Source organism: Pseudomonas sp. 8(2025), from assembly GCF_052665325.1.
On sequence record NZ_JBQOIE010000001.1, the window covers coordinates 574,795 to 596,930 of the forward strand.

Annotated in this window: 21 protein-coding genes; 8 read left to right on the forward strand and 13 right to left on the reverse strand. The window is 65.7% G+C overall.

Features of this window, described 5'->3' with window-relative positions; translation table 11 throughout:
• Positions 1 to 11: 11 nt before the first annotated feature.
• Genes ACUXVH_RS02745 through ACUXVH_RS02760 form a run of 4 tightly spaced genes read right to left on the reverse strand, consistent with a single transcriptional unit; the run spans position 12 to position 2,472 of the window.
• Positions 12 to 305, reverse strand: coding sequence for a DUF167 domain-containing protein (locus tag ACUXVH_RS02745; protein ID WP_047289741.1), 294 nt, complete (start codon positions 303 to 305; stop codon positions 12 to 14).
• Between the two features lie 14 nt (positions 306 to 319).
• Positions 320 to 910: a YggT family protein gene (locus ACUXVH_RS02750; RefSeq protein ID WP_011064014.1), complete on the reverse strand. Its 591-nt coding sequence runs from the start codon at positions 908 to 910 to the stop codon at positions 320 to 322.
• 10 nt (positions 911 to 920) lie between these two features.
• Positions 921 to 1,739 carry a pyrroline-5-carboxylate reductase gene (gene proC, locus ACUXVH_RS02755; RefSeq protein ID WP_011064013.1) on the reverse strand — a complete coding sequence of 273 codons (819 nt, stop codon included), beginning with the start codon at positions 1,737 to 1,739 and terminating at the stop codon, positions 921 to 923.
• Positions 1,740 to 1,773: 34 nt separating this feature from the next.
• Positions 1,774 to 2,472, reverse strand: a complete 699-nt coding sequence (locus ACUXVH_RS02760; RefSeq protein WP_065365088.1) for a YggS family pyridoxal phosphate-dependent enzyme — start codon at positions 2,470 to 2,472, stop codon at positions 1,774 to 1,776.
• Between the two features lie 190 nt (positions 2,473 to 2,662).
• On the opposite strand from ACUXVH_RS02760, the gene ACUXVH_RS02765 reads away from it, so the two are divergent.
• Complete coding sequence (locus tag ACUXVH_RS02765) at positions 2,663 to 3,697, forward strand: type IV pilus twitching motility protein PilT (RefSeq protein WP_065365089.1); 1,035 nt, start codon at positions 2,663 to 2,665, stop codon at positions 3,695 to 3,697.
• Between the two features lie 78 nt (positions 3,698 to 3,775).
• Here ACUXVH_RS02765 and ACUXVH_RS02770 read toward each other — a convergent pair whose 3' ends face one another.
• The gene (locus ACUXVH_RS02770; RefSeq protein WP_011064010.1) at positions 3,776 to 4,399 is read right to left on the reverse strand and encodes a C40 family peptidase; all 624 of its coding nucleotides are present in this window, start codon (positions 4,397 to 4,399) and stop codon (positions 3,776 to 3,778) included.
• A gap of 250 nt (positions 4,400 to 4,649) precedes the next feature.
• On the opposite strand from ACUXVH_RS02770, the gene ACUXVH_RS02775 reads away from it, so the two are divergent.
• Complete coding sequence (locus tag ACUXVH_RS02775) at positions 4,650 to 5,069, forward strand: NINE protein (RefSeq protein WP_011064009.1); 420 nt, start codon at positions 4,650 to 4,652, stop codon at positions 5,067 to 5,069.
• Between the two features lie 127 nt (positions 5,070 to 5,196).
• On the opposite strand, the gene ACUXVH_RS02780 is transcribed toward ACUXVH_RS02775, so the two are convergent.
• The 7 genes from ACUXVH_RS02780 to gshB form a co-directional block, all read right to left on the reverse strand.
• The gene (locus tag ACUXVH_RS02780; protein ID WP_065365090.1) at positions 5,197 to 6,468 is read right to left on the reverse strand and encodes a dihydroorotase; all 1,272 of its coding nucleotides are present in this window, start codon (positions 6,466 to 6,468) and stop codon (positions 5,197 to 5,199) included.
• A complete protein-coding gene (locus ACUXVH_RS02785; protein ID WP_011064007.1) occupies positions 6,465 to 7,469 on the reverse strand; it encodes an aspartate carbamoyltransferase catalytic subunit in 1,005 nt (334 codons plus the stop codon). The genes ACUXVH_RS02780 and ACUXVH_RS02785 overlap by 4 nt, the downstream gene beginning before the upstream one ends.
• Before the next feature lie 25 nt (positions 7,470 to 7,494).
• On the reverse strand, positions 7,495 to 8,001 hold the full coding sequence (pyrR, locus tag ACUXVH_RS02790; RefSeq protein ID WP_445493840.1) for a bifunctional pyr operon transcriptional regulator/uracil phosphoribosyltransferase PyrR: 507 nt from the start codon (positions 7,999 to 8,001) through the stop codon (positions 7,495 to 7,497).
• A 115-nt stretch (positions 8,002 to 8,116) separates the two neighbouring features.
• Complete coding sequence (gene ruvX / locus ACUXVH_RS02795) at positions 8,117 to 8,554, reverse strand: Holliday junction resolvase RuvX (RefSeq protein WP_011064005.1); 438 nt, start codon at positions 8,552 to 8,554, stop codon at positions 8,117 to 8,119.
• On the reverse strand, positions 8,554 to 9,123 hold the full coding sequence (locus tag ACUXVH_RS02800) for a YqgE/AlgH family protein (RefSeq protein ID WP_011064004.1): 570 nt from the start codon (positions 9,121 to 9,123) through the stop codon (positions 8,554 to 8,556). Before ACUXVH_RS02800 ends, ruvX begins: the two co-directional genes overlap by 1 nt.
• 85 nt (positions 9,124 to 9,208) lie before the next feature.
• The gene (locus ACUXVH_RS02805; RefSeq protein ID WP_011064003.1) at positions 9,209 to 10,108 is read right to left on the reverse strand and encodes an energy transducer TonB; all 900 of its coding nucleotides are present in this window, start codon (positions 10,106 to 10,108) and stop codon (positions 9,209 to 9,211) included.
• 99 nt (positions 10,109 to 10,207) lie between these two features.
• Complete coding sequence (gene gshB, locus ACUXVH_RS02810) at positions 10,208 to 11,161, reverse strand: glutathione synthase (RefSeq protein ID WP_015637364.1); 954 nt, start codon at positions 11,159 to 11,161, stop codon at positions 10,208 to 10,210.
• 236 nt (positions 11,162 to 11,397) lie between these two features.
• On the opposite strand from gshB, the gene pilG reads away from it, so the two are divergent.
• From pilG to ACUXVH_RS02840, 6 genes are all read left to right on the forward strand, one after another.
• A complete protein-coding gene (pilG, locus tag ACUXVH_RS02815) occupies positions 11,398 to 11,802 on the forward strand; it encodes a twitching motility response regulator PilG (RefSeq protein ID WP_011064001.1) in 405 nt (134 codons plus the stop codon).
• A gap of 57 nt (positions 11,803 to 11,859) precedes the next feature.
• Positions 11,860 to 12,225 (forward strand): twitching motility response regulator PilH, encoded by a 366-nt coding sequence (gene pilH, locus ACUXVH_RS02820; RefSeq protein WP_011064000.1) that lies wholly within the window; start codon positions 11,860 to 11,862, stop codon positions 12,223 to 12,225.
• 10 nt (positions 12,226 to 12,235) lie between these two features.
• A complete protein-coding gene (locus ACUXVH_RS02825) occupies positions 12,236 to 12,775 on the forward strand; it encodes a chemotaxis protein CheW (RefSeq protein ID WP_011063999.1) in 540 nt (179 codons plus the stop codon).
• Between the two features lie 140 nt (positions 12,776 to 12,915).
• Positions 12,916 to 14,979 (forward strand): methyl-accepting chemotaxis protein, encoded by a 2,064-nt coding sequence (locus ACUXVH_RS02830; RefSeq protein WP_011063998.1) that lies wholly within the window; start codon positions 12,916 to 12,918, stop codon positions 14,977 to 14,979.
• A gap of 24 nt (positions 14,980 to 15,003) precedes the next feature.
• Positions 15,004 to 20,913 carry an Hpt domain-containing protein gene (locus ACUXVH_RS02835; RefSeq protein WP_445493846.1) on the forward strand — a complete coding sequence of 1,970 codons (5,910 nt, stop codon included), beginning with the start codon at positions 15,004 to 15,006 and terminating at the stop codon, positions 20,911 to 20,913.
• Positions 20,906 to 21,355 (forward strand): chemotaxis protein CheW, encoded by a 450-nt coding sequence (locus ACUXVH_RS02840; protein ID WP_065365092.1) that lies wholly within the window; start codon positions 20,906 to 20,908, stop codon positions 21,353 to 21,355. Before ACUXVH_RS02835 ends, ACUXVH_RS02840 begins: the two co-directional genes overlap by 8 nt.
• A 72-nt stretch (positions 21,356 to 21,427) precedes the next feature.
• On the opposite strand, the gene ACUXVH_RS02845 is transcribed toward ACUXVH_RS02840, so the two are convergent.
• Positions 21,428 to 21,988: an NADAR family protein gene (locus ACUXVH_RS02845; RefSeq protein ID WP_072451795.1), complete on the reverse strand. Its 561-nt coding sequence runs from the start codon at positions 21,986 to 21,988 to the stop codon at positions 21,428 to 21,430.
• Between the last annotated feature and the right edge of the window lie 148 nt (positions 21,989 to 22,136).

The window sequence follows — 22,136 nt, forward strand, 5'->3', positions numbered from 1 at the left end:
TTGCCGGCGAATCAGGCGGGGCGAGCCAGCCCCGGCAGGTCCGGCAGCTTCTTCGGCGCTTGCAGGCGCACGCGCTTCTGCCGGTTCAGCTCGCCGCTGACCAGGCTGACGTTGCTCTTGGGAATGCCAAAGGCCTTGGCCAGGAACGCCATCAGGTGCGCATTGGCCTTGCCTTCCACCGGTGGCGCGGTGAGGCGGATCTTCAACCGCTCGCCGTGCAGGCCAGCGAACTCGTCGCTGCTGGCCTTGGGTTGCAGGTGGCAATCGAGGATCAGATCGTCACCGTCCCAGCGGAAATAACTCATGCAGGCCGCCCGGGTCAGATCAGCAGGCGCAGGATGTCCGGCATCATGGTCATGGCCGCCAGGTTGTTGATCACCAGCATGTCCAGCAGCTTGAGCACCATGAATGCCAGGATCGGCGAGATATCCAGGCCGCCCATGCTCGGCAGGATGCGACGGAACGGGGCCAGGGCGGGTTCGCAGATCTGGTTCACCAGTTCGGCGCCGGGGTTGTGGCTGCCAGGGGCGACCCAGGACAGGATCACGCTGATGATCAGGGCGAAGAAGAAGATCTTCAGGAACAGCGCGGTGACGCCGATGATCGACCAGATCAGCAGTTGCAGCGGGTTGCCGGTGGTGCCGTAGGTCAGCAGCAGGGTCAGGGCCATCAGGGCCAGTTGCACCAGGATCGCCAGCAGCAGCGAGGACATGTCCAGGCCGCCGATGCTCGGGATGACCCGGCGCATCGGCTTGAGCAGCGGCTGGGTGGCCCGCACGATGAACTGGCACAGCGGGTTGTAGAAGTTGGCGCGCACCAGTTGCAGGACGAAACGCATCAGCACGATCAGCAGGTACAGGCTGCCCAGGGTTTGCAGCACATACACCGCAGCGGTGTTCAATCCAATCATCATTGGCTCCTTATTGGCCCAGTTGTTCGGCCATTTCGGCCGAGCGGTGCGCAGCGGCACCCAATGCTTTTTCCACCAGGGCTTCAAAGCCACCGGCCTGGAATGACTTGATGGCCGCTTCCGTGGTGCCTGCCGGTGAAGTCACGCGGCGGCGCAGCTCGGCGGCGTCAACGTCACTGGAGACCGCCATGTGGGCGGCGCCCAGGGCGGTCTGCAGAGTCAGCTGGGCGGCGGTTTCCCGGGGCAGGCCGAGCTTCTCGCCGGCGGCGGTCATGGCTTCGATCAGCAGGAAGAAATACGCCGGACCACTGCCGGAGACGGCAGTCACTGCGTCCAGTTGCTGCTCCTGGTCCAGCCACAGGGCGATACCCACGGCGGACAGCAGTTCCTCGGCCTGCTGGCGTTGCTGGGCGCTGACTTCGGCGGTGGCGTACAGGCCGCTGACACCCTGGCGCAGCAGTGCCGGGGTATTGGGCATGCAGCGCACGATGGGCTGGGCGCCGAGCCAGCTGTTCATGCTCGAACAGGTGATGCCGGCGGCGATGGACACCACCAGCTGTTGCGGCTTCAGGCTCGGGCGCAGGGCTTGGCACACGGCTTTCATGGCCTGGGGCTTGACCGCCAGGACGATCACGTCGACGCCTTCGATGGCCTCGGCGTTATCGGCAAATACCTGGATGCCATGTTCGGCCGCGACTTTCGCTCGGGTCTGCTCGCCCGGGTCGCTGGCGCGGATCTGCGAGGCCTCCAGGCCTTTGGCCCGCAGGCCGCCGATGAGACTGGCCGCCATGTTGCCGGCACCGATAAAAGCGATACGAGTCGTGTTCATGACAGGTCCTTACAAGAGGTCGGGGTCAGTCGCATCAGGACTGACTGTAGTCGCGGGCACCAAACAGCGCGGTACCGATCCGCACCCAGGTGGCGCCTTGGGCAATGGCCGCTTCGAGGTCGTGGCTCATGCCCATGGAAAGGGTATCCAGGGGCAGCTTGAGGCTGTCCCGCAGGTCGTTGTTCAGGCGTTGTACCGCGGCGAAGGCGGCGTCCTGGGCAGCGCGGTCCTCGGTAGGCTCGGGAATCGCCATCAACCCCCGTAGTTGCAGGCGTGGCAAGGCACCGATGGCGCAGGCCAGGGCCGGCAGGTCGGCCGGGGCGCAGCCGGACTTGCTGGCTTCGCCACTGACGTTCACCTGGATGCAGATGTTCAGTGGCGGCAACTCGGCCGGGCGTTGTTCGGACAGGCGTTGGGCGATTTTCAAGCGATCCACGGAGTGCACCCAGTCAAAATGCTCGGCAATGGCACGAGTCTTGTTCGACTGAATGGGGCCGATGAAGTGCCAACTCAAGGGCAGGTCGGCCAGTTCCTGCTGTTTGCCCAGGGCTTCCTGCAGGTAGTTCTCGCCGAAATCCCGCAGGCCGGCGGCATGGGCCTCGCGCAGGGCGGCGGCGGGCTTGGTCTTGCTCACGGCCAGCAGCTGGACGCTGTGCGGGTCGCGCTGTACGGCCTGGCAGGCGTTGCGGATGCGCTCGGCTACCTGGGCAATGTTGTCTGCTATCGTGGACATTCGATTTCGTCTCAAAAGTACCGGCGGCCCTGGCCACCGGCTGCCGCGTGAATCCACCAGACCTCGATTCTCCGCCGGCCCGAGCCACGCTCAAGGGTCGCGCCGGGCATCGTCCGCGGCCTGGCCATTGAATCTGCCAGGCGCGGGCGGGTCTGAAGCTCGCGGCATTCTACTGGAATTGGGGGGCACTATGGACATCACCGAACTCTTGCGCTTGAGCGCTTCCCGGGGCGCTTCGGACCTGCATCTGTCCGCCGGGCTGGCGCCGATGTTGCGCATCGATGGCGATATTCGCCCGCTGCCGGGCCCGGCCCTGGAAGGGCCACAGGTGCAGGCGCTGATCCATGAACTGATGAGCGAAGCACAGCGCCAGGCGTTCGCCGCCTGCAATGACCTGGATTTCGCCCATGAACTGCCGGGTGTGGCGCGATTTCGGGTCAATGCCTTCCGGCACGCCCGGGGCGTCGGTGCGGTGCTGCGCCTGATTCCCGCGCGGGTACAGAGCCTGGAGGAGCTGGGGCTGGGGGAAGTGTTTCGGCAGATTACCGAGGCGCCCCGCGGGCTGGTGCTGGTGACCGGGCCCACCGGCAGCGGCAAGTCCACCACACTGGCGGCGATGATCGATCACCTGAACCAGCACCGCCAGCAGCACATCCTGACCATCGAAGACCCTATCGAATTCGTGCATCCGCAGAAGAACTGTCTGGTGCACCAGCGCGAAGTGCAGCGCGATACCCGGAGCTTCGCCACGGCCTTGCGTGCGGCGCTGCGGGAAGATCCCGACGTGATCCTGCTGGGCGAACTGCGGGACCTGGAAACCATCCGCCTGGCCCTGACCGCCGCGGAAACCGGGCACCTGGTACTGGCCACCCTGCACACCTCGTCGGCGGCCAAGACCATCGACCGGCTGGTGGACGTGTTTCCGGGGGAGGAAAAGGCCCTGGTGCGCTCGATGCTGGCCGAGTCGCTGCAGGCAGTGGTCGCGCAAGTGCTGGTGAAGAAGGTGGGCGGTGGCCGGGTAGCGGCGCACGAGATCATGCTGGGCAGCCCGGCGATCCGTAACCTGATCCGCGAGGACAAGGTGGCGCAGATGTATTCGGCGATCCAGACGGGCGGCGCCCAAGGCATGCGCACCCTGGACATGAGCCTCAAGGCATTGCTCGCTCAAGGGTTGATCAGCCGCGATCAGGCCCGGGAGCAGGCGCGGATGCCGGAGAGCTTTTGACGGGGCTGGAAATGCATTCGCCGGCAAGCCGGTTCCTACAGGTGGGTGTAGGAGCCGGCTTGCCGGCGAAGCGGCGTATCAGCGTTGCACGACCCGCAGGGGCGCGTGCTCCTTGGGCAGGACCCGCTTGGCAACCACGTAGTGGCTCTGCCAGTAGGGCTTCTTCAGGGTGTCGATGGTCACTGCCTTGCCGCGCCGCGGGGCGTGGATAAAGCGGTCTTCGCCCAGGTAGATGGCGACGTGGTTGACCTTGCGGCTCTTGATGTTGAAGAACAGCAGGTCGCCCGGCTTCAGGTCCTTGCGCTCGACCTTCTGCCCGTGGCCGCTGGCCATGGCGTTGGAGGTGCGTGGCAGGTCCACGGCGGCGACATCGTTGAAGGCGTAGCGCACCAGGCCGCTGCAGTCGAAGCCTTTGCTTGGGCTGCTGCCGCCCCAACGATAGGGTGTCCCGAGGACATTGACCGCGCGGCTGAGAACCGTGGTGCTCGGCCGGCCGGCGTTGTTGGCCACCAGCTTGCTGTCGGCCTTGCTCAGGCGGGTGGGGTGCTTGATGGTGCTCTTGTTCTTGGCGGTGACCGTCGAAACGTGCGGTTTCGGGGTGTAGCCATTAACGTTGGGAAGTCGTTGCTCACGGTTGGTGGCGTGGGCGGCCAGTGGCATTAATAGGCAAATGGTTAGCCATGTCTTGAAAAATGGACGCATTAGGCAAGGCTCTTATTGGTTAGCGCGCAACTTTATAACAGCTTTCAGGTCACTTCCGTGGCCGTTTGTCGATTCAACCTTGGGGTCAACTTCGGCAAAGAGGTGGCAACTTGACGCAGAAAACCGTCAGAAGTCAGGCAGTACAAGGCTTTGGCGGAACAGAAGGTAACATTGCCCGCACGTCGAATGCCTGTAAAAAAGTCACAAAGTTTTTAAGAATATTTATCTATCACCTGCAAAGAGGCACTTAATGAACACCTATCGTCAGGATGCATCCACCCATGACACCCACAGCAAGGTGATCGGTTACCTGTTGTGGATTTTCGGTTTTACCGGGGCCCACCGCTTCTATTACGGCAAGCCGGTGACCGGGACTATCTGGTTCTTCACCTTCGGTCTGCTGGGCATTGGCTGGCTGATCGACTTGTTCCTGATCCCGTCCATGGACCGGGAAGCGGACCTTCGCTTTACCGCAGGTCCGGTGGAATACAGCGTGGCCTGGATTCTGCTGACCTTCCTCGGGGTTTTCGGCGTGCACCGCATGTACCAGGGTAAATGGCTGAGCGGGGTGATCTACCTGTTCACCGGCGGCCTGTTCTTCCTGGGGGTGCTGTACGACTTCTGGACCCTGAACGATCAGGTATCGCTGGAGAACGCCAAGCGCCGTTGATCCCGTCATCGGCGCAGGCGGTGATGGCGCAGCCTGTAGCCACTGCCGCAGGGCGCCATCAGGAGCGGCGGCTCCTTCGGCGCCGTTCGCAGCCTGCGGCAGTGGCTACAGGGTGTTTGCCAGGCGATCAGCCCTGATAGCTGATATGCCCGTCCACCAGGGTGTAGCGCACCGCGCCCGGCAGGCTATGGCCGAGGAACGGGCAGTTTTCGCCCTTGGACAGCCAGCGCTCGCCGGCCACGGTGGAACTGGCCGGGTCGAACAGCACCAGGTCCGCCGCACCACCGGCTGCCAGCTTGCCTGCCGGCAGGCGCAAGGCCGCGGCGGGGCCGGCACTCAGGCGTGCCAGCAGGGTCGGCAGGTCCAGCAGGCCGTCCTGCACCAGGGTCAGGGCCAGGGGCAGCAACAGCTCGACGCTGCTGATGCCCGGCTCGGTGGCGCCGAACGGCGCCAGCTTGGCGTCCCGCTCATGGGGCTGGTGATGGCTGGAAATGGCTTGCACCACCCCGGACTTCACCGCTTCGCGCAGGGCATCGCGGTCGGCCCGCGAGCGCAGCGGCGGCTGCACGTGGTACAGGCTGGAGAAGTCGATCAGCGCCTCGTCGGTCAGGATCAGCTGGTACAGCGCCACATCGGCGGTGACCGGCAGGCCGCGGGCCTGGGCCTGGGCGATCAGCTCCACGCCGCGGGCGCTGGTCAGCTGGCTGAAGTGGGCGCGCACGCCGCTCTGTTCCACCAGCAGCAGGTCCCGGGCCAGGGCCACGGTCTCCGCGCTTTCCGGGATACCCGGCAGGCCGAGGAAGCTGGCGGTGGCGCCTTCGTGGGCCAGGCCGCCTTCGGCCAGGTCGCGGTCCTGGGAGTGGAAGAGCACCGTCAGGTCGAAGGTGGCGGCGTATTCCAGGGCGCGGCACAGGGTGCGGGTGCTGCGGAAACCTTCCAGGCCGTTGCCGAAGGCCACGCAACCGGCGTCACGCAATGCGATCAGCTCCGCAAGCTGCTCGCCTTCCAGGCCCTTGCTCAAGGCGCCAATGGGGAACACTTTGCTGTTGCCGGCCTCGCGGGCGCGGTCGAGGATCAGTTCGGCCACCGCCGAGGTGTCCAGTACTGGCTTGGTGCGCGGCGGGCAGCACAGGCTGGTGACGCCCCCGGCGGCTGCGGCGCGGGTTTCGCTGGCAATGCTGCCCTTGCGGCTGTAGCCCGGCTCGCGCAGGGCGACGCTCAGGTCCACCAGGCCGGGTGCGGCCACCAGGCCCTTGGCGTCGATGGTGGTAACGGCATTGAAGCCGCCAGGCGCGGCGCCGATGGCGACGATCTTGCCGGCTTCCAGGTGCAGATCGGTGGTTTGATCCAGGCCGCTGCTTGGATCGATGACGCGGGCGCCGAGAATGCTGAGCTTCACTGGGCGTTCTCCTGCTCGAATTGTCGCTGGGCGGTCTGCCCGCTCATGGCCATGGACAGTACCGCCATGCGCACTGCAATGCCGTAGGTCACCTGGTTGAGGATCACCGAGTGCGGGCCGTCGGCTACCGCCGATTCGATCTCCACGCCGCGGTTGATCGGGCCCGGGTGCATGACGATGGCGTCGGGCTTGGCCCCGGCCAGGCGCGCGGTGGTCAGGCCGAACAGGCGGTAGAACTCGCCTTCGCTGGGCAACAGGCCGCCCTGCATGCGTTCACGCTGCAGGCGCAGCATGATCACCACGTCCACGTCCTTCAGGCCTTCGGTCATGTCGGTGTAGACCTTGACCCCGTACTGCTCGATGCCGATGGGCAGCAGGGTTTTCGGTGCAATCACGCGAATGTCCGGGCAGCCGAGGGTCTTGAGTGCCAGCATGTTGGAGCGCGCCACCCGCGAGTGCAGGATGTCGCCGACGATGGCTACCGAGAGGTTCTCGAAGCCGCCCTTGTGCCGGCGAATGGTCAGCATGTCGAGCATGCCCTGGGTCGGGTGGGCGTGACGGCCGTCGCCGCCGTTGATGATCGCCACTTGCGGGCACACGTGTTCGGCGATGAAGTGCGCGGCGCCGGAATCGCCGTGGCGCACCACGAACATGTCGGCGGCCATGGCTTCCAGGTTGCGCAGGGTGTCCAGCAGGGTTTCACCCTTGCTCGCCGAAGAGGTCGAGACATTCAGGGTGATCACGTCCGCCGACAGCCGCTGGGCGGCCAGTTCGAAGGTGGTGCGGGTTCGGGTGGAGTTCTCGAAGAACACATTGCACACGGTCTTGCCGCGCAGCAGCGGGACTTTCTTCACCGCCCGGGCGCCGACTTCGAGGAACGAGTCGGCGGTGTCGAGGATTTCCGTCAGCAGCTCGCGGTTCAGGCCGTCGAGGGACAGGAAGTGGCGCAGCTGGCCCTGATCGTTGAGCTGCAGCGGGCGCTTGGCGTCTAGAGGCGTCATCGCAATGGACTCTTAAAAGGGCGAGTTAGAGGGCGAGGTCTTGGAGCTCGAGTTGAAGCGGCGCAGGACCGGACAATTTTACCCGCTCGTGGGCGGCCAGCGACAGGGTCGCGCCCACCACATTCGGACGGATCGGCAGTTCAGCGGCGTTCAGGTCCAGCAGGCAGACCAGGGTCACGCTGGCCGGCCGGCCGTAGTCGAACAGTTCGTTGAGGGCGGCGCGGATGGTCCGGCCGCTCATCAGCACGTCGTCGATCAGCACCAGGTGCTGGCCTTCGATCTCGAACGGCAGCTCCGAAGGACGCACCTGCGGGTGCAGGCCGTTCTGGCTGAAGTCGTCGCGGTAGAAGGACACGTCCAGGGTACCCAGGGGCGAATCGCTGCCCAGGGCTTCCAGCAGGGCCTGGGCCATCCAGACGCCGCCGGTACGGATACCGATGAAACGTGGCTCGCTGATGGCGCGCTGGGCCAGGTGGGCGTTGAGATCAGCGGCCATCTGGCTGATCAGGGCGGCGGGATTGGGCAGGCTCATGGTGGCTCCTTCGTGGGCTCGCGCCTGCTGCCGGGCAGCTGGGCGCGGGAACTTACGGCTGGTGTTGGGCCAGGAGGCGCGCAGCCCCGGGGCCGCGCATCTTCAGGATGTGGTCTCAGGTGTTCAACAGGCCGGCGTTTTCATCGAGCCAGCCTTGCAGCAGCAGGGCGGCGGCGATGGCGTCCACCGGGTTGTCGCGGTAACTGCCTTTCTGGCCGCCCCGGGCCAGGCGTTCACCCTTGGCCTCGAAGGTGGTCAGGCGTTCGTCGTGGGTATAGAAGGGCACATTGAAGCGGCCGTTCAGGCGCCGGGCGAACTTTTCGGCGCGCACGCACATGTCGCTGGGGCTGCCGTCCATGTTCAGGGGCAGGCCCACCACCACGGCGTCGGGCTTCCATTCCTTGATGAGGGCTTCCACCTGGTTCCAGTCGGGCACCCCGTTTTGCGCCTTGAGGGTGCACAGCTCCCGGGCCTGGCCGGTGATGGCCTGGCCCACGGCAACGCCGATCTGCTTGGTGCCGTAGTCGAAGCCGAGGATCAGTCGCAGGGCCATCAGGCGTGGCCCGCCTGGCTGGTGAGCAGGCTGAGGTTGACCCCCAGGTGCCGGGCGGCGGCTTCCAGGCGCAGTTCGCTGCTGGTGTTGAACAGGATGTCGGCGTCGAAGGGGCAGGTCAGCCAGGCGTTGTCCGCCAGTTCGGCTTCCAGCTGCCCGGCTTCCCAGCCGGCATAGCCCAGGGCGATCAGGCTCTTGGCCGGGCCCACGCCATCGGCGATGGCGAACAGCACGTCCTGGGACGTGGACAGGGACAGCCCCTCGAGTTCCACCGTGGCCTGGTAGACCGGGCCGTTGGGGTGCAGGACGAAGCCGCGATCGGTTTGCACCGGGCCACCGCTGAAAATGGGCACGTGCTGGCACAGCAGGGACGGCTCTTGGTCAGGGCGCAATTGTTCGAGGATATCGGCCAGGTTCAGGTCCTGGGGGCGGTTGACCACCAGGCCCATGGCGCCACTGGCGTTGTGCTCGACGATGTAGGTCAAGGTCTGCGCAAAGTTCGGGTCGGCCATATGGGGCATGGCGATCAGGAAATGATGCTTGAGATAGCTTGGGCTGACATTTTTCATGAGCGCTAGTGTGGCGGTGGCGGGCCCGGCTGACAAGCTGGCGATGTGCGGCCATGGCGCTGTTGCGCGGACGATTGCCGGCCGATCAGTTGCTGGAAAGCTTGTCGCCCCGGGCGAAGCGCCAGGTGCGGATGATTTCCAGGCGATCGATGTCCGACAGGTCGCCGGTAAAGGGGGCGAACGGCGCCGCCAGGCGCACGATGCGCTGGGCCGCCTGGTCCAGCAGCGGTTGACCGGAGGACTCCAGCACCAGCACTTCATACAGCGAGCCGTCACGGTTGATCGAGACCATCAGCCGCAAGTTGCCGTAGATCTGCTTGCGCCGGGCTTCCTCGGGGTAGTTGAGGTTGCCGATGCGCTCGACCTTCTTGCGCCATTCGTCCTTATACCAGGCGCCCTTGTCGCGCATGGTAGAGGCGGCGCTGAGGCGGTGGATGCGCGGGCGTTTGGCATACAACTGCTGTTCGTTGGCCAGCTCGGCTTCCAGGCTGGAAATCTCGCTGGACAGTTGCGAGCTGTCGAACGTCGGAGTGGGGGCCTTGGGCGTCGGGTCTTTCTTGACCTCTTCACGCTGGGTGACGGTCTTTTTCGGCTTGGGCGCGGTGGTGGCCACGGCGGCCTTGGGCGCGGTGTCCTTGACCTCGGGCTTGACCGAGGGCGGCGGCGTGACCTTCTTCACCGAGTTGTCCTGGAACGGTGCGACTTCGGTGGTTTTCGGAATGGCCTTTTTGTCCAGGGTGCCGCTGCCCTGCTGGTTGTCCTGGGCGAGGAAGTCGGCCTTCTTCGGCTTGGTCTCGCTCTTGAAGGTGGCCAGGGTGATTTCCAGGGTCTTGCTGATGGCCTTGGGCTCGGCGAAGGAAAAGCCCAGGCCGAGGATCAGTGCCAGGTGCAGGAGCGCCGCCAGGAACAGGGTAAAACCCAGGCGATCGGCCGCACGCACGCCGCTATGGGCAAGCTCGGGGGGCAGATCGGACGGGAGGCTCATCGGCAGTTCGACATCACAGGAGGCATCACACAACCAACATCACGGTTTCACAGGCGGCGCATGATAACGCAATGTTGGTTTGTGCTTGGTTGTTCTACATCACTTGGCCTTGAGCTTCTGATCGATGGCATCCATCAGCATCGCGCCGATGTTGGTGCCGAAGGCGTTGTCGATTTCACGGATGCAGGTGGGGCTGGTGACGTTGATTTCCGTCAGGTGTTCGCCGATCACGTCGAGGCCGACGAACAGCAGGCCCTTGGCCCGCAGGGTCGGGCCGACCTGGGCGGCGATCCAGCGGTCCTTGTCGCTCAGCGGGCGGGCTTCGCCACGACCGCCGGCCGCCAGGTTGCCGCGGGTTTCACCGGCGGCGGGGATGCGCGCCAGGCAGTAATCCACCGGTTCGCCGTCGATCATCAGGATGCGCTTGTCACCGTCCTTGATCGCCGGCAGGTAGGCCTGGGCCATGATCTGCTGGCTGCCGAGCACGGTCAGGGTTTCCAGGATCACCGACAGGTTCGGATCACCCGCGCGGTGGCGGAAGATCGAGGTGCCGCCCATGCCATCCAAGGGCTTGAGGATCACATCGCCATGCTGGGCCGCGAACTCGCGCAGCACGTCGGCGCGGCGGCTGACCACGGTGGGCGGGGTGCACTGGGGGAACAGCGTGGCAAACAGCTTTTCGTTGCAGTCACGCAGGCTCTGGGGCTTGTTGACCACCAGCACGCCAGCGCTTTCGGCCTGTTCCAGCAGGTAGGTGGAGTAGACGAACTCCATGTCGAAGGGCGGGTCCTTGCGCATCAGGATCACGTCCAGATCGCTCAGCGGGCAGTCGATCTCGGCGTCCAGCTCGAACCACTTCTGCGGGTTGGCGAACACCTGCAGCGGGCGCATGCGGGCCCGGGCCACGCCGTCGCCCTGGTACAGGTCGCGCTGCTCCATATAGAAGAGGGTCCAGCCGCGCTCCTGGGCGGCCAGCAGCATGGCCAGCGAGCTGTCCTTCTTGTAGGAGATGCTGGCGATAGGGTCCATGACAATCCCGACGCGAACGCTCATGGGTGGATTCCTTTAAGAAAATGAGTGGGAGCGAGGCAAAAAAAGTGGCGTCAGAGTGGCGCTGACAGGGGCCTGGGTCAAGGAAAAACCACTGCCTGGCGTGGTCCATAGATTGCAGGGGGGAGAGTGTGCTAAAAAGGCTCGCAGGCCGGGCCCAAGCCTTGAAGTTCAAGGGTTTCACCCATTGCCCGGCGGTACCGGACCAAATCATTCGCTGGGGCGATGGCAGAGCAGATATGGAACAGCATTCCAACGCCTTGAAGGTGATGGTGATCGATGATTCGAAGACGATTCGCCGCACGGCCGAAATGCTGCTGAAGAACGTCGGTTGCGAGGTTATCACCGCAGTGGACGGCTTCGAAGCCCTGTCGAAGATCGTCGACCATCACCCCGGCATCATCTTCGTCGACATCATGATGCCGCGGCTCGACGGCTATCAGACCTGTGCGCTGGTGAAGAACAACAGCGCGTTCAAGTCCATCCCGGTGATCATGCTGTCTTCCAAGGATGGCCTGTTCGACAAGGCCAAGGGGCGCATCGTCGGCTCCGACCAGTTTTTGACCAAACCCTTCAGCAAGGAAGAACTGCTGAGCGCGATCAAGGCCCATGTCCCGGACTTTGTCGCGCTTGCGCCACAGTAGACACGCACAGCGACGCCCGGCCAGCAGGCCGCGCGCCTATACCGTATGGGGAAGACCATGGCTCGTATTCTGATCGTCGATGACTCGCCGACTGAAATGTACAAACTCACCGGCATGCTGGAAAAGCACGGCCATGAAGTGCTCAAGGCCGAGAACGGTGCCGACGGCGTGGCCCTGGCCCGGGAAGAAAAGCCCGACGCGGTGCTGATGGACATCGTCATGCCCGGCCTCAACGGTTTCCAGGCGACCCGCCAGTTGACCAAGGATGCCGAGACCAGCCATATCCCGGTGATCATCATCACCACCAAGGATCAGGAAACCGACAAGGTCTGGGGCACCCGCCAGGGCGCCAAGGACTACCTGACCAAACCGGTGGACGAAGAGACCCTGATCAAGACCCTGAACAACGTCCTGGCCGGCTGACAGCCGCGCCATGAGCCAATCCCAGACCGCCTTCGAGCTGCTGCTGGAGATCGACCAGCGCTGCCGCTTGCTGGCCGCCGACCTGCCGTCCCAGGAAACCCGCCAGCACAGCTGGAGCGGCATCGGCTTTCGCCTGGGCGAGCATTGGTACGTGGCCGCCATGGGCGAGATCAGCGAAGTCCTGCACGAGCCGCGCTACACCCTGCTGCCCGGGGTCAAGCCCTGGGTCAAGGGCGTAGCCAACCTGCGCGGGCGGCTGCTGCCGATCATGGACCTGTGCGGTTTCTTCGGCCATGAGCTGTCGCCCCTGCGCAAGCAGCGGCGGGTCCTGGTGGTGGAGTACAAGGAGCTGTTCGCCGGCCTGCTGGTGGACGAGGTGGCCGGGCTGCAGCACTTTGCCCAGGACAGCCTGGAGCCCGGCATCACCGACTTTGCCGACGCCGCGGTCAACCCCTACCTGCAGGGCCAGTTCCGCCGCGATCAGGTCTGGCAGGTCTTCAGCCCCTTCGCCCTGGCCCGTTCGCCGGGGTTCCTGGAGGTGGCAGCGTGAAGGGCGCCCCGGCGCCTGGGCAACCCGTTGGCCGTGCCACGGGAAGCGCGTGTTTCCCGGGATCAACCCATGCTGCCCCGGCGTTGCGCGCGCCCCGGGCACTCGAATGCGGGACCGCCCGCTCGCCACAGGCCTGATCGATGACCAAAGCCAAAACCGGCAAGCCCCTGGAAGGCTCCCGCAGTCGCTCGCAGATCATCGTGCTGTTCATCGCACTGATCGTGTTCATCATGCTGTTGTTCGCCAACTTCGCTTACCTCAATACCCAGGCCACCTACGACAAACAGTACATCGGCCATGCCGGCGAGCTGCGGGTGCTGTCCCAGCGCATTGCCAAGAACGCCACCGAAGCGGCGGCGGGCAAGGCTGCGGCGTTCAAGCTGCTGGGGGATGCGCGCAACGATTTCGCCCGGCGCTGGGGCTACCTGAAAAAGGGTGACCCGGACACCGGGCTGCCCGGGGCCCCGGTGGCCTTGCGCCAGGAAATGCGCGCGGTGCAGCTGGACTGGGAAAAACTGCTGAAAAACACCGACGCGATTCTCGCCAGCGAGCAGACCGTGCTGTCCCTGCACCAGGTGGCGGCAACCCTGGCGGAAACCGTGCCGCAATTGCAGGTGGAGTATGAAAAGGTCGTCGAGATCCTGCTCCAGCGTGGCGCCCCGGCGGCCCAGGTGGCCATGGCCCAGCGCCAGTCGCTGCTGGCCGAGCGGATTCTCGGCGCGGTCAACACGGTGCTGGCCGGGGACGAAAACGCGGTCCAGGCCGCCGATGCCTTCGGTCGCGATGCCGCGCGCTTCGGCCAGGTGCTCAACGGCATGTTGCAGGGCAACCCGGGGCTGAAGATCAGCCAGGTGGAAGACCCGGATGCCCGGGGGCGGCTGGCGGAGATTTCCGAATTGTTCGAGTTCGTCTCCGGCTCCGTGGACGAGATCCTCGAAACCTCCCCCGAGCTGTTCCAGGTCCGCGAGTCGGCGAGCAACATCTTCAGCCTGTCCCAGACCCTGCTGGACGAAGCTTCGCTGCTGGCCAGCGGCTTCGAGAACCTGGCCGGCAGCCGCAAGCTGGACACCATCGGCGGCTACGTCCTGGGCCTGCTGGCCCTGGCCTCGATCATCCTCATCGGCCTGGTGATGGTGCGCGAGACCAACCGCCAGTTACGCGAGACCGCAGAGAAGAACGAGCGCAATCAGAACGCGATCATGCGTTTGCTGGACGAGATCGAGGACCTGGCCGACGGCGACCTCACGGTCACCGCTTCGGTGACCGAGGACTTCACCGGCACCATTGCCGACTCCATCAATTATTCCGTCGACCAGCTGCGTGACCTGGTGGCCACCATCAACCTCACCGCCGGCCAGGTGGCCGGCGCAGTGCAGGAAACCCAGGCCACCGCCATGCAACTGGCCGAAGCCTCGGAGCATCAGGCCCAGCAGATTTCCGAAGCCTCCACGGCGATCAACGAAATGGCCCAGTCCATCGACCAGGTATCGGCCAACGCCGCGGAATCCTCGGCGGTGGCCGAGCGCTCGGTGGAAATCGCCAACAAGGGTAACGAGGTGGTGCACAACACCATTCACGGCATGGACAACATCCGTGAGCAGATCCAGGACACCGCCAAGCGGATCAAGCGTCTGGGCGAGTCTTCCCAGGAGATCGGCGATATCGTCAGCCTGATCGACGACATTGCCGACCAGACCAACATCCTCGCCCTCAACGCGGCGATCCAGGCCTCCATGGCCGGTGACGCCGGGCGCGGCTTTGCCGTGGTGGCCGACGAGGTGCAGCGGCTGGCGGAGCGTTCCTCGGCGGCCACGCGGCAGATCGAGACCCTGGTGCGGGCGATCCAGACCGACACCAACGAGGCGGTGATCTCCATGGAGCAGACCACCACCGAAGTGGTGCGCGGCGCGCGCCTGGCCCAGGACGCCGGGGTGGCCCTGGAAGAGATCGAAGGGGTGTCCAAGACCCTGGCGGCGCTGATCCAGAGCATCTCCAACGCGGCCCAGCAGCAGACCTCTTCGGCCGGGCAGATTTCCCTGACCATGAACGTGATCCAGCAGATCACCTCGCAGACTTCGTCCGGTTCCACCGCCACCGCCGAGAGCATCGGCAACCTGGCGAAGATGGCCAGCCAGCTGCGCCGCTCGGTGTCCGGCTTCACCCTGCCGGCCACCCGGGGCCCGGCCCCGAATGACAACCGCTGACACAAGGCTTTGACTGGAGTGGTTATGGTTGATCGGCACGACTATGTAGCCCTGGAGTGGGTCAAGGGCGAAATTGCCGAGACCCTGAAGCAGGCGCATCAGGCGCTGGAGCATCTGGCGGACGATCCCCAGGCCCTGGAGGCCATCGACCAGTGCCTGGAAGGCATTCACCTGGTCCATGGCAGCCTGCAGATGGTGGAGTTCTACGGCGCCGCGCTGCTGGCTGAAGAAATGGAAAAGCTCGCCCTGGCCCTGCAGCAGGGGCGCGTGGCCCAGCGCGACGAAGCCCTGCGCCTGCTGCGCCAGGCCATCGGCCAGTTGCCCCAGTACCTGGACCGGGTGCAGAGCGCGCGGCGCGACCTGCCGCTGGTGGTGCTGCCGCTGCTCAACGACCTGCGCAGTGCCCGGGGCGAGAGCCTGCTCTCGGAAACCAGCTTGTTCAGCCCGCAACTGCCCAGCCTGCCGCCCCTGAGCGACAAGGCCCTGGCGGCTTTGGAACCCCTGGAATTGCCCAACCAGTTGCGCAAGCTGCGACACATGTTGCAGACCGCCCTGGTGGATCTGCTGCGCGAGCAGGATGACGAGCAGAGCCTGGGCTACATGGCCAAGGTCTTCGAACGCCTGGAAGCCTTGTGCCAGGACGCCCCGCTGGCGCCCTTGTGGCATATCGCCTCGGCCCTGGTGGAAGGCATGCGCCACGACGAGATCGCCAACAGCCCGGCGGTGCGCAGCCTGCTCAAGGATGCCGACAAGGAGCTCAAGCGCCTGCTGGAACAGGGCATGGCCGGGATCAACCGGCCGGCCCCCGATGAATTGCTCAAGAGCCTGCTGTTCTATATCGCCAAGGCGCGCCATCCCACCCCATTGATGCTGACCATGAAAGAACGTTACGGACTGGATGACGCCTTGCCCGACAGCGCAGTGGTGGACGAGGAGCGGGCCCGCCTGGCCGGCCCCGACCGGGATGCCATGCGTTCGGTGCTGACTGCGGTGTGCGATGGCCTGGTGCGGGTCAAGGAACGCCTCGACCTGTTCGTGCGCAGCGACCGCCAGCACACCGACGACCTCGAAGGGCTGCTGTCGCCCCTGCGGCAGATCGCCGACACCCTGGCGGTGCTGGGCTTCGGCCAGCCGCGCAAGGTCATCATCGATCAGTTGGCGGTGGTCCAGAGCCTGGCCCAGGGCCAGCGCGCGCCGGACGACGCGGTGCTGATGGATGTGGCGGGGGCCCTGCTGTACGTGGAAGCGACCCTGGCCGGCATGGCCGGCACCGTGGAGCCCGAAAGCCGTGAGGAAAGCCGCCTGCCCACCACCGACCTGACCCAGATCCACCAGTTGGTGATCCAGGAGGCGCGGGTTTGCCTGCACCAGGCCAAGGACTTGATCGCCGAGTGCATCGAGGCCGACTGGGACGCCGAACACCTGCAGGCGCTGCCCGAGCTGCTGACCCAGGTGCGCGGCGCCCTGGCGATGATCCCGCTGCCCCGCGCGGCGGGGCTGATGCAGGCCTGCCAGCAGTTTGTCGTCGAACACCTGCTGGCGGCCCGTTCCCGGCCCGACTGGCAGCAACTGGACCACCTGGCGGATGTGCTCACCAGCCTGGAGTACTACCTGGAACGCCTGAGCGAGGACCACGAGGCGCCGGGGGAGAAGATCCTCGATGTGGCCCAGCAGGGCCTGCTCGCCCTGGGTTATGTGCCGGTGGAGCAGGTGCCGTTGCTCGATCAGCCCCTGAGCCCCAGCGAAGCCCTGGTGATGCAGGACCTGCAAGAGCTGGACGATCCCCGGGTGGCGCAGTCCCTGGCGGATGTCCTGGCGGTGCCGGTCTCGGCCCTCAACCCGCCGGCCCTGATCACCCCGGGCAGCCTGTTGCCGCCGCCAGGGGACGAGGAGCCGGTGGACGATGAACTGCGGGAAGTCTTCCTCGAAGAAACCGAGGAAGTGCTGGAGATGCTGCGCGAGTACCTGCCGCGCTGGGCCGCGGACCCCCATGGCACATCTGCCCTGAGCGAACTGCGCCGGGCCTTCCACACCCTCAAGGGCAGCGGGCGCATGGTGCGCGCGCTGGTGCTGGGGGAGCTGGCCTGGGCGGTGGAAAACCTCCTCAACCGGGTGCTGGAGCACAGCGTGGAGCCCGGTGTCGAAGCCCGGCAACTGGTGGCCGACACCCTGCAACTGTTGCCGGAACTGATCGCCGAGTTCGCCCAGCAGGCCCAGCGCCAGCGCGACGATGTCGACCGCCTGGCCGCCCGGGCCCATGCCCTGGCCAATGGTGCGCAAGGCTCGGCGCCAGTGCCGGCCGAGGCCTTGGACCCGCAGTTGCTGGAGATCTTCCGCACCGAGGCCCAGACCCACCTGGACAGCATCAACCGCTTTCTCGAGCAGGCCGCCGAACACGTACCGCTGCAGGCCAGCGACGAACTGCAACGGGCCCTGCACACCCTCAAGGGCAGCGCCTCCATGGCCGGAGTGCTGCCGATTGCCGAGCTGGCCGGCCCTCTGGACCAATTGGCCCGGGAATACCGGGCGCACTTGATCCCCCTGGACCTGGACGAGGTGGAGCTGCTGCTGGAAGCCGAAGGCCTGCTGCGCCGGGGCCTGCGGCAGCTTGACAGCGACCCGCTGGCGCCTATCGATGGCGCCCGCTCCCTGGTGGGGCGCGCCCTGGCCCTGCTGGGGGAGCGCCTGGAAACCCTGCTCAGCGCCCCGGACAGCGCGCCCCGGGCCAAGCGCGACCCGCAGTTGATCAACAACTTCCTGGCCCAGGGCATGGACATCCTGCTGGATGCCGAAAGCCTGCTGCGCCGTTGGCAGCAGCACCCGGGCGAGCGTCAGGAACTCAGCGCCCTGCTGGATGAGTTGACCACCCTGGGCGAGGGCGCGCACCTGGCCGACCTGTACCCGGTGGACGAGCTGTGCGAAGCCTTGCTCGATCTCTATGGCGCGGTGGAAGAGAGCAGCCTGGCCGTCAGCGAGCGTTTCTTCCACGAAGCCGAAAGCGCCCATGATGCCTTGATCAACATGCTCGACGAGCTGGCCGCAGGCCAGGAAGTCAGCCCGCGCCCGGAACGGGTGCAGGCCTTGCGCGAGCTGCTGGATGAAGGTCTGGACCCTTCTGCCACGGGCCTGATCAAGAGCGATGGCAGCCGCGCCCTGAGCATCAGCGAACTGGGCGCGGCCACGGCTCGCCTGGAGCAGGCCGAGGCCCCGTTGCAGGCGGACGACGAAATTGTCGAGATCTTCCTCGAAGAAGCGGTGGATATCCTCGAAAGCGCCGACCAGGCCCTGCAGCGCTGGCTGGCCGACCCGGACAATGGCGCGCCACTGTCTTCCCTCCAGCGAGACCTGCACACCCTCAAGGGCGGCGCACGGATGGCCGAAGTGGCACCGGTGGCGGAACTGGCCCAGGAGCTGGAGTCGCTGTACGAGGGGCTGGTGGACCGGCGCTACAGCCACAGCCAGCACCTGGGCCTGCTGTTGCGCAGCAGCCACGAGCAACTGGCACTGCTGCTGGAACAGTTGCAGGGGCAGCATCCCCTGGACGAATCCCGGGCGCAGATCGAGGCCGTGCGGTCGTACCGGCAGCAGGCCGCCAGCACCGGCGAAGTGGCCCAGGGCACGGTCGAGGCAGACCGCGCGGCCCAGGACCCGGAGCTGCTGGAAATCTTCCTCGAAGAAGGTTTCGACATCATCGACAGCTCTGCCGCGGCCCTGGCCCGCTGGCAGGCCGAGCCCCAGGGTCGCCAGGAAGTAGAAACCCTGCTGCGCGACCTGCACACCCTCAAGGGCGGTGCGCGCATGGTGGAAATCGCCCCCATCGGCGATCTGGCCCATGAACTGGAATTTCTCTTCGAAGGCCTGTCCGCCGGCCTGCTGCAACCCAGCTCGGTGCTGTTCACCCTGTTGCAGAAGAGCCACGACCGCCTGGCCCAGATGCTCGATGCGGCCCGTGCCGGCCAGCCCATCGAGCCGGCCCAGAAGCTCATCGATGCGATCCACGACCTGAGCCATCCGCGGGTAGCGACCGGCGTTGCCGCAGAAGCAGCACTGCCCAGCACCAAGCCCGAGCCCGCTGCGCCCGCGGTGGAAGCGGCAGTGGCGGGGGACATGGTCAAGGTCTCGGCAGAGCTGCTGGACGACCTGGTGAACCTGGCCGGGGAAACCTCGATCTTCCGTGGCCGTATCGAACAGCAGGTCAACGATGCGCGCACGGCATTGGGCGAGATGGAAACCACCATCGAGCGCATGCGCGACCAGTTGCGCCGCCTGGACACCGAAACCCAGGGGCGGATTCTCAGCCGCCAGCAGGTGGAGGCCGAGCGCCTGGGCTACGAAGAGTTCGACCCCCTGGAAATGGACCGCCACTCGCAGTTGCAGCAGCTGTCCCGGGCCCTGTTCGAATCGGCTTCGGACCTGCTGGATCTCAAGGAAACCCTGGACCGGCGCAACCACGACGCCGAGAACCTGTTGCAGCAGCAGGGCCGGATCAACACCGAATTGCAGGAAGGCCTGATGCGCACGCGCATGGTGCCGTTCGAGCGCATGGTGCCCAGGCTCAAGCGCATCGTCCGCCAGGTGGCCGAAGAGCTGGGCAAGGACGTGGAGTTCGTGGTCGGCAACGCCGAAGGGGAAATGGACCGCAACGTTCTCGAACGCATGGTCGCGCCCCTGGAACACATGCTGCGCAACGCCGTGGACCACGGCCTGGAATCGGCCGAGGCGCGCCTTGCGGCAGGCAAGCCGGCACAGGGGCGGATCAGCCTGGACCTGTCCCGCGAGGGCGGCGACATGATTTTCGACATGCGCGACGACGGCGCCGGGGTGCCCCTGGAAGCCGTGCGCAAAAAAGCCATCAAGCGCGGCCTGCTGGACCCCGAGGCGCAGCTCAGCGACCGCGAAGTGTTGCAATTCATCATGCAGCCGGGGTTTTCCACTGCCGAGAAGATCACCCAGATTTCCGGGCGCGGGGTGGGCATGGACGTGGTCCATGAAGAGGTGCGCCAGTTGGGCGGCAGCATGAGCATCGACTCGGTTGCCGGCCAGGGCGTGCATTTTCGCATTCGCCTGCCGTTCACCGTGTCGGTCAACCGCGCGCTGATGGTGCAGTGCGCCGACGAGCAGTACGCGATTCCGCTGAATACCGTGGAGGGCATTGTCCGGGTGCTGCCCGCAGAGCTGGACGGCTACTACCAGCTCGACCCACCGCGCTATGAGTACGCCGGCCAGTCTTATCAGCTGTGCTACCTGGGGGAGCTGCTGCACACCGTGCCACGGCCGAAGCTGCTGGGCCAGGTGCAGCCGCTGCCGGTGCTGCTGGTGCACTGCAACGAGCAGCGCATCGCGGTGCAGGTGGATGCCACCGCCGGCACCCGGGAAATCGTGGTCAAGAGCCTGGGGCCGCAGTTCGCCGCGGTCCAGGGGCTGTCCGGGGCGACGATTCTCGGCGATGGTCGGGTGGTGCTGATTCTCGATTTGCTGGCGCATATCCGCGCCTTGCAGGCCCAGGCACCGCTGCCGCGCCTGGCGGGCGACGAGCCGGCCAGCGAGGTGCAACCGCCGCGGCCGATGCTGGTGCTGGTGGTGGACGACTCGGTCACGGTGCGCAAGGTCACCAGCCGCCTGCTGGAGCGCCACGGCATGAATGTGCTCACCGCCAAGGATGGGGTCGACGCCATGGCGCTGCTGGCCGAGCACACCCCGGACCTGATGCTGCTGGACATCGAAATGCCGCGCATGGATGGCTTCGAGGTAGCGATCCAGGTACGCAACGACCCGCGCCTGCAACACCTGCCGATCATCATGATCACCTCCCGCACCGGCCAGAAACACCGCGACCGGGCCATGGCCATCGGCGTCAACGACTACCTCGGCAAGCCCTATCAAGAGTCGGTGCTGCTGGAAAGCATCGCCCTGTGGAGCAAGACCCATGCTTGATCACCGCGCCAGCACTCTCACCGGGCTGCTGCTGCCCCTGGCCGACCGTACCCTGATCCTGCCCAACGTGGCCGTGGCCGAGCTGATCGACTATCAGCAGGGCACCTTCGACCTGGATTCACCGCCCTGGTACCTGGGCCGGGTGCTGTGGCGCGAGCGGCGGATTCCGCTGATCAGCTTCGAGTCGGCCTGCGGTGGCAGGACCGTGATTGGCGAGCGGGCGCGGATCGTCGTGCTCAATGCCCTGGGCGGGCGCCCGGAGCTGAAGTTCATGGCCCTGCTGGTGCAGGGCATTCCCCGCTCCTGCAAGCTCGACAGCCAGTTGAGCTATGTCGACGTGCCCCTGGCTGCGCTGGAAAAGGCCGCGGTGCAGGTGGCCGAGCAGGTGGCCAAGGTGCCGGACCTGCTGGCCCTGGAAGAGCTGCTGGTGACGGGGCTCTAGGCCTCTTGGCCGGCAAGCCGGCCGCTACACAACACCGCCGGTAGGAGCTGGCTTGCCAGCGAAGGCAGCCCCTCAGCCAATGCGCAACCTGTCCCGCACCTCCATCAGCGCATAGCCCAGCAGATTCAGGCCGCGCCACTGCTCCGGCTGGCTGGCCCTGGCATCCTCGGCGGCCAGGCCGATGCCCCAGATCCGGTCCACCGGGCTGGCTTCCACCAGTACCTGGTCGCCTGTGGACAGCAGGTATTCACCCAGCGCCTGATGTTGGCTGAACTTGGCCAGGTTGCCCTGCACCACGATATCCAGGCGTGCTTCGGTCCAGCGGGCGTCATCGAAGCCGCGCACCTCGCGACCCAGTTGCTTCACGTCGGCGGGCGTCACGGCCTTGAGGATCCGCCCGTGGGTTTCCTGGTCGCCGAACAGCAGGGCCTTGCCGGCCATCATGAAATGCTCGGCGCTGGGGTATTGAATGCCATCGAGTTCCAGACCTGCGTCGAACCACTGGCTGAAACAGCTCTGGGAGATGCGTCCGTCCCGGGTGGGCTGGTGCCCCCAGAACATCAGGTAGTCGGGCTTCAGGCCATGCTTGAGCTGCTCCAGCAGCGCCTGGTTCGAGCGAATCGGTGTGTCCATGCTGACTCTCATCTTGGTCTGCCCAGGCCGCTCATGGGCCGGTACGGCGGGCATTGTGTACCGAGAGAACATGAGAGTGCCATTGCTCCGCAAATCATTACGCTGAGCGTAACGATCCAACGCCGTGCTTGATTGATGCTCCTTGTTT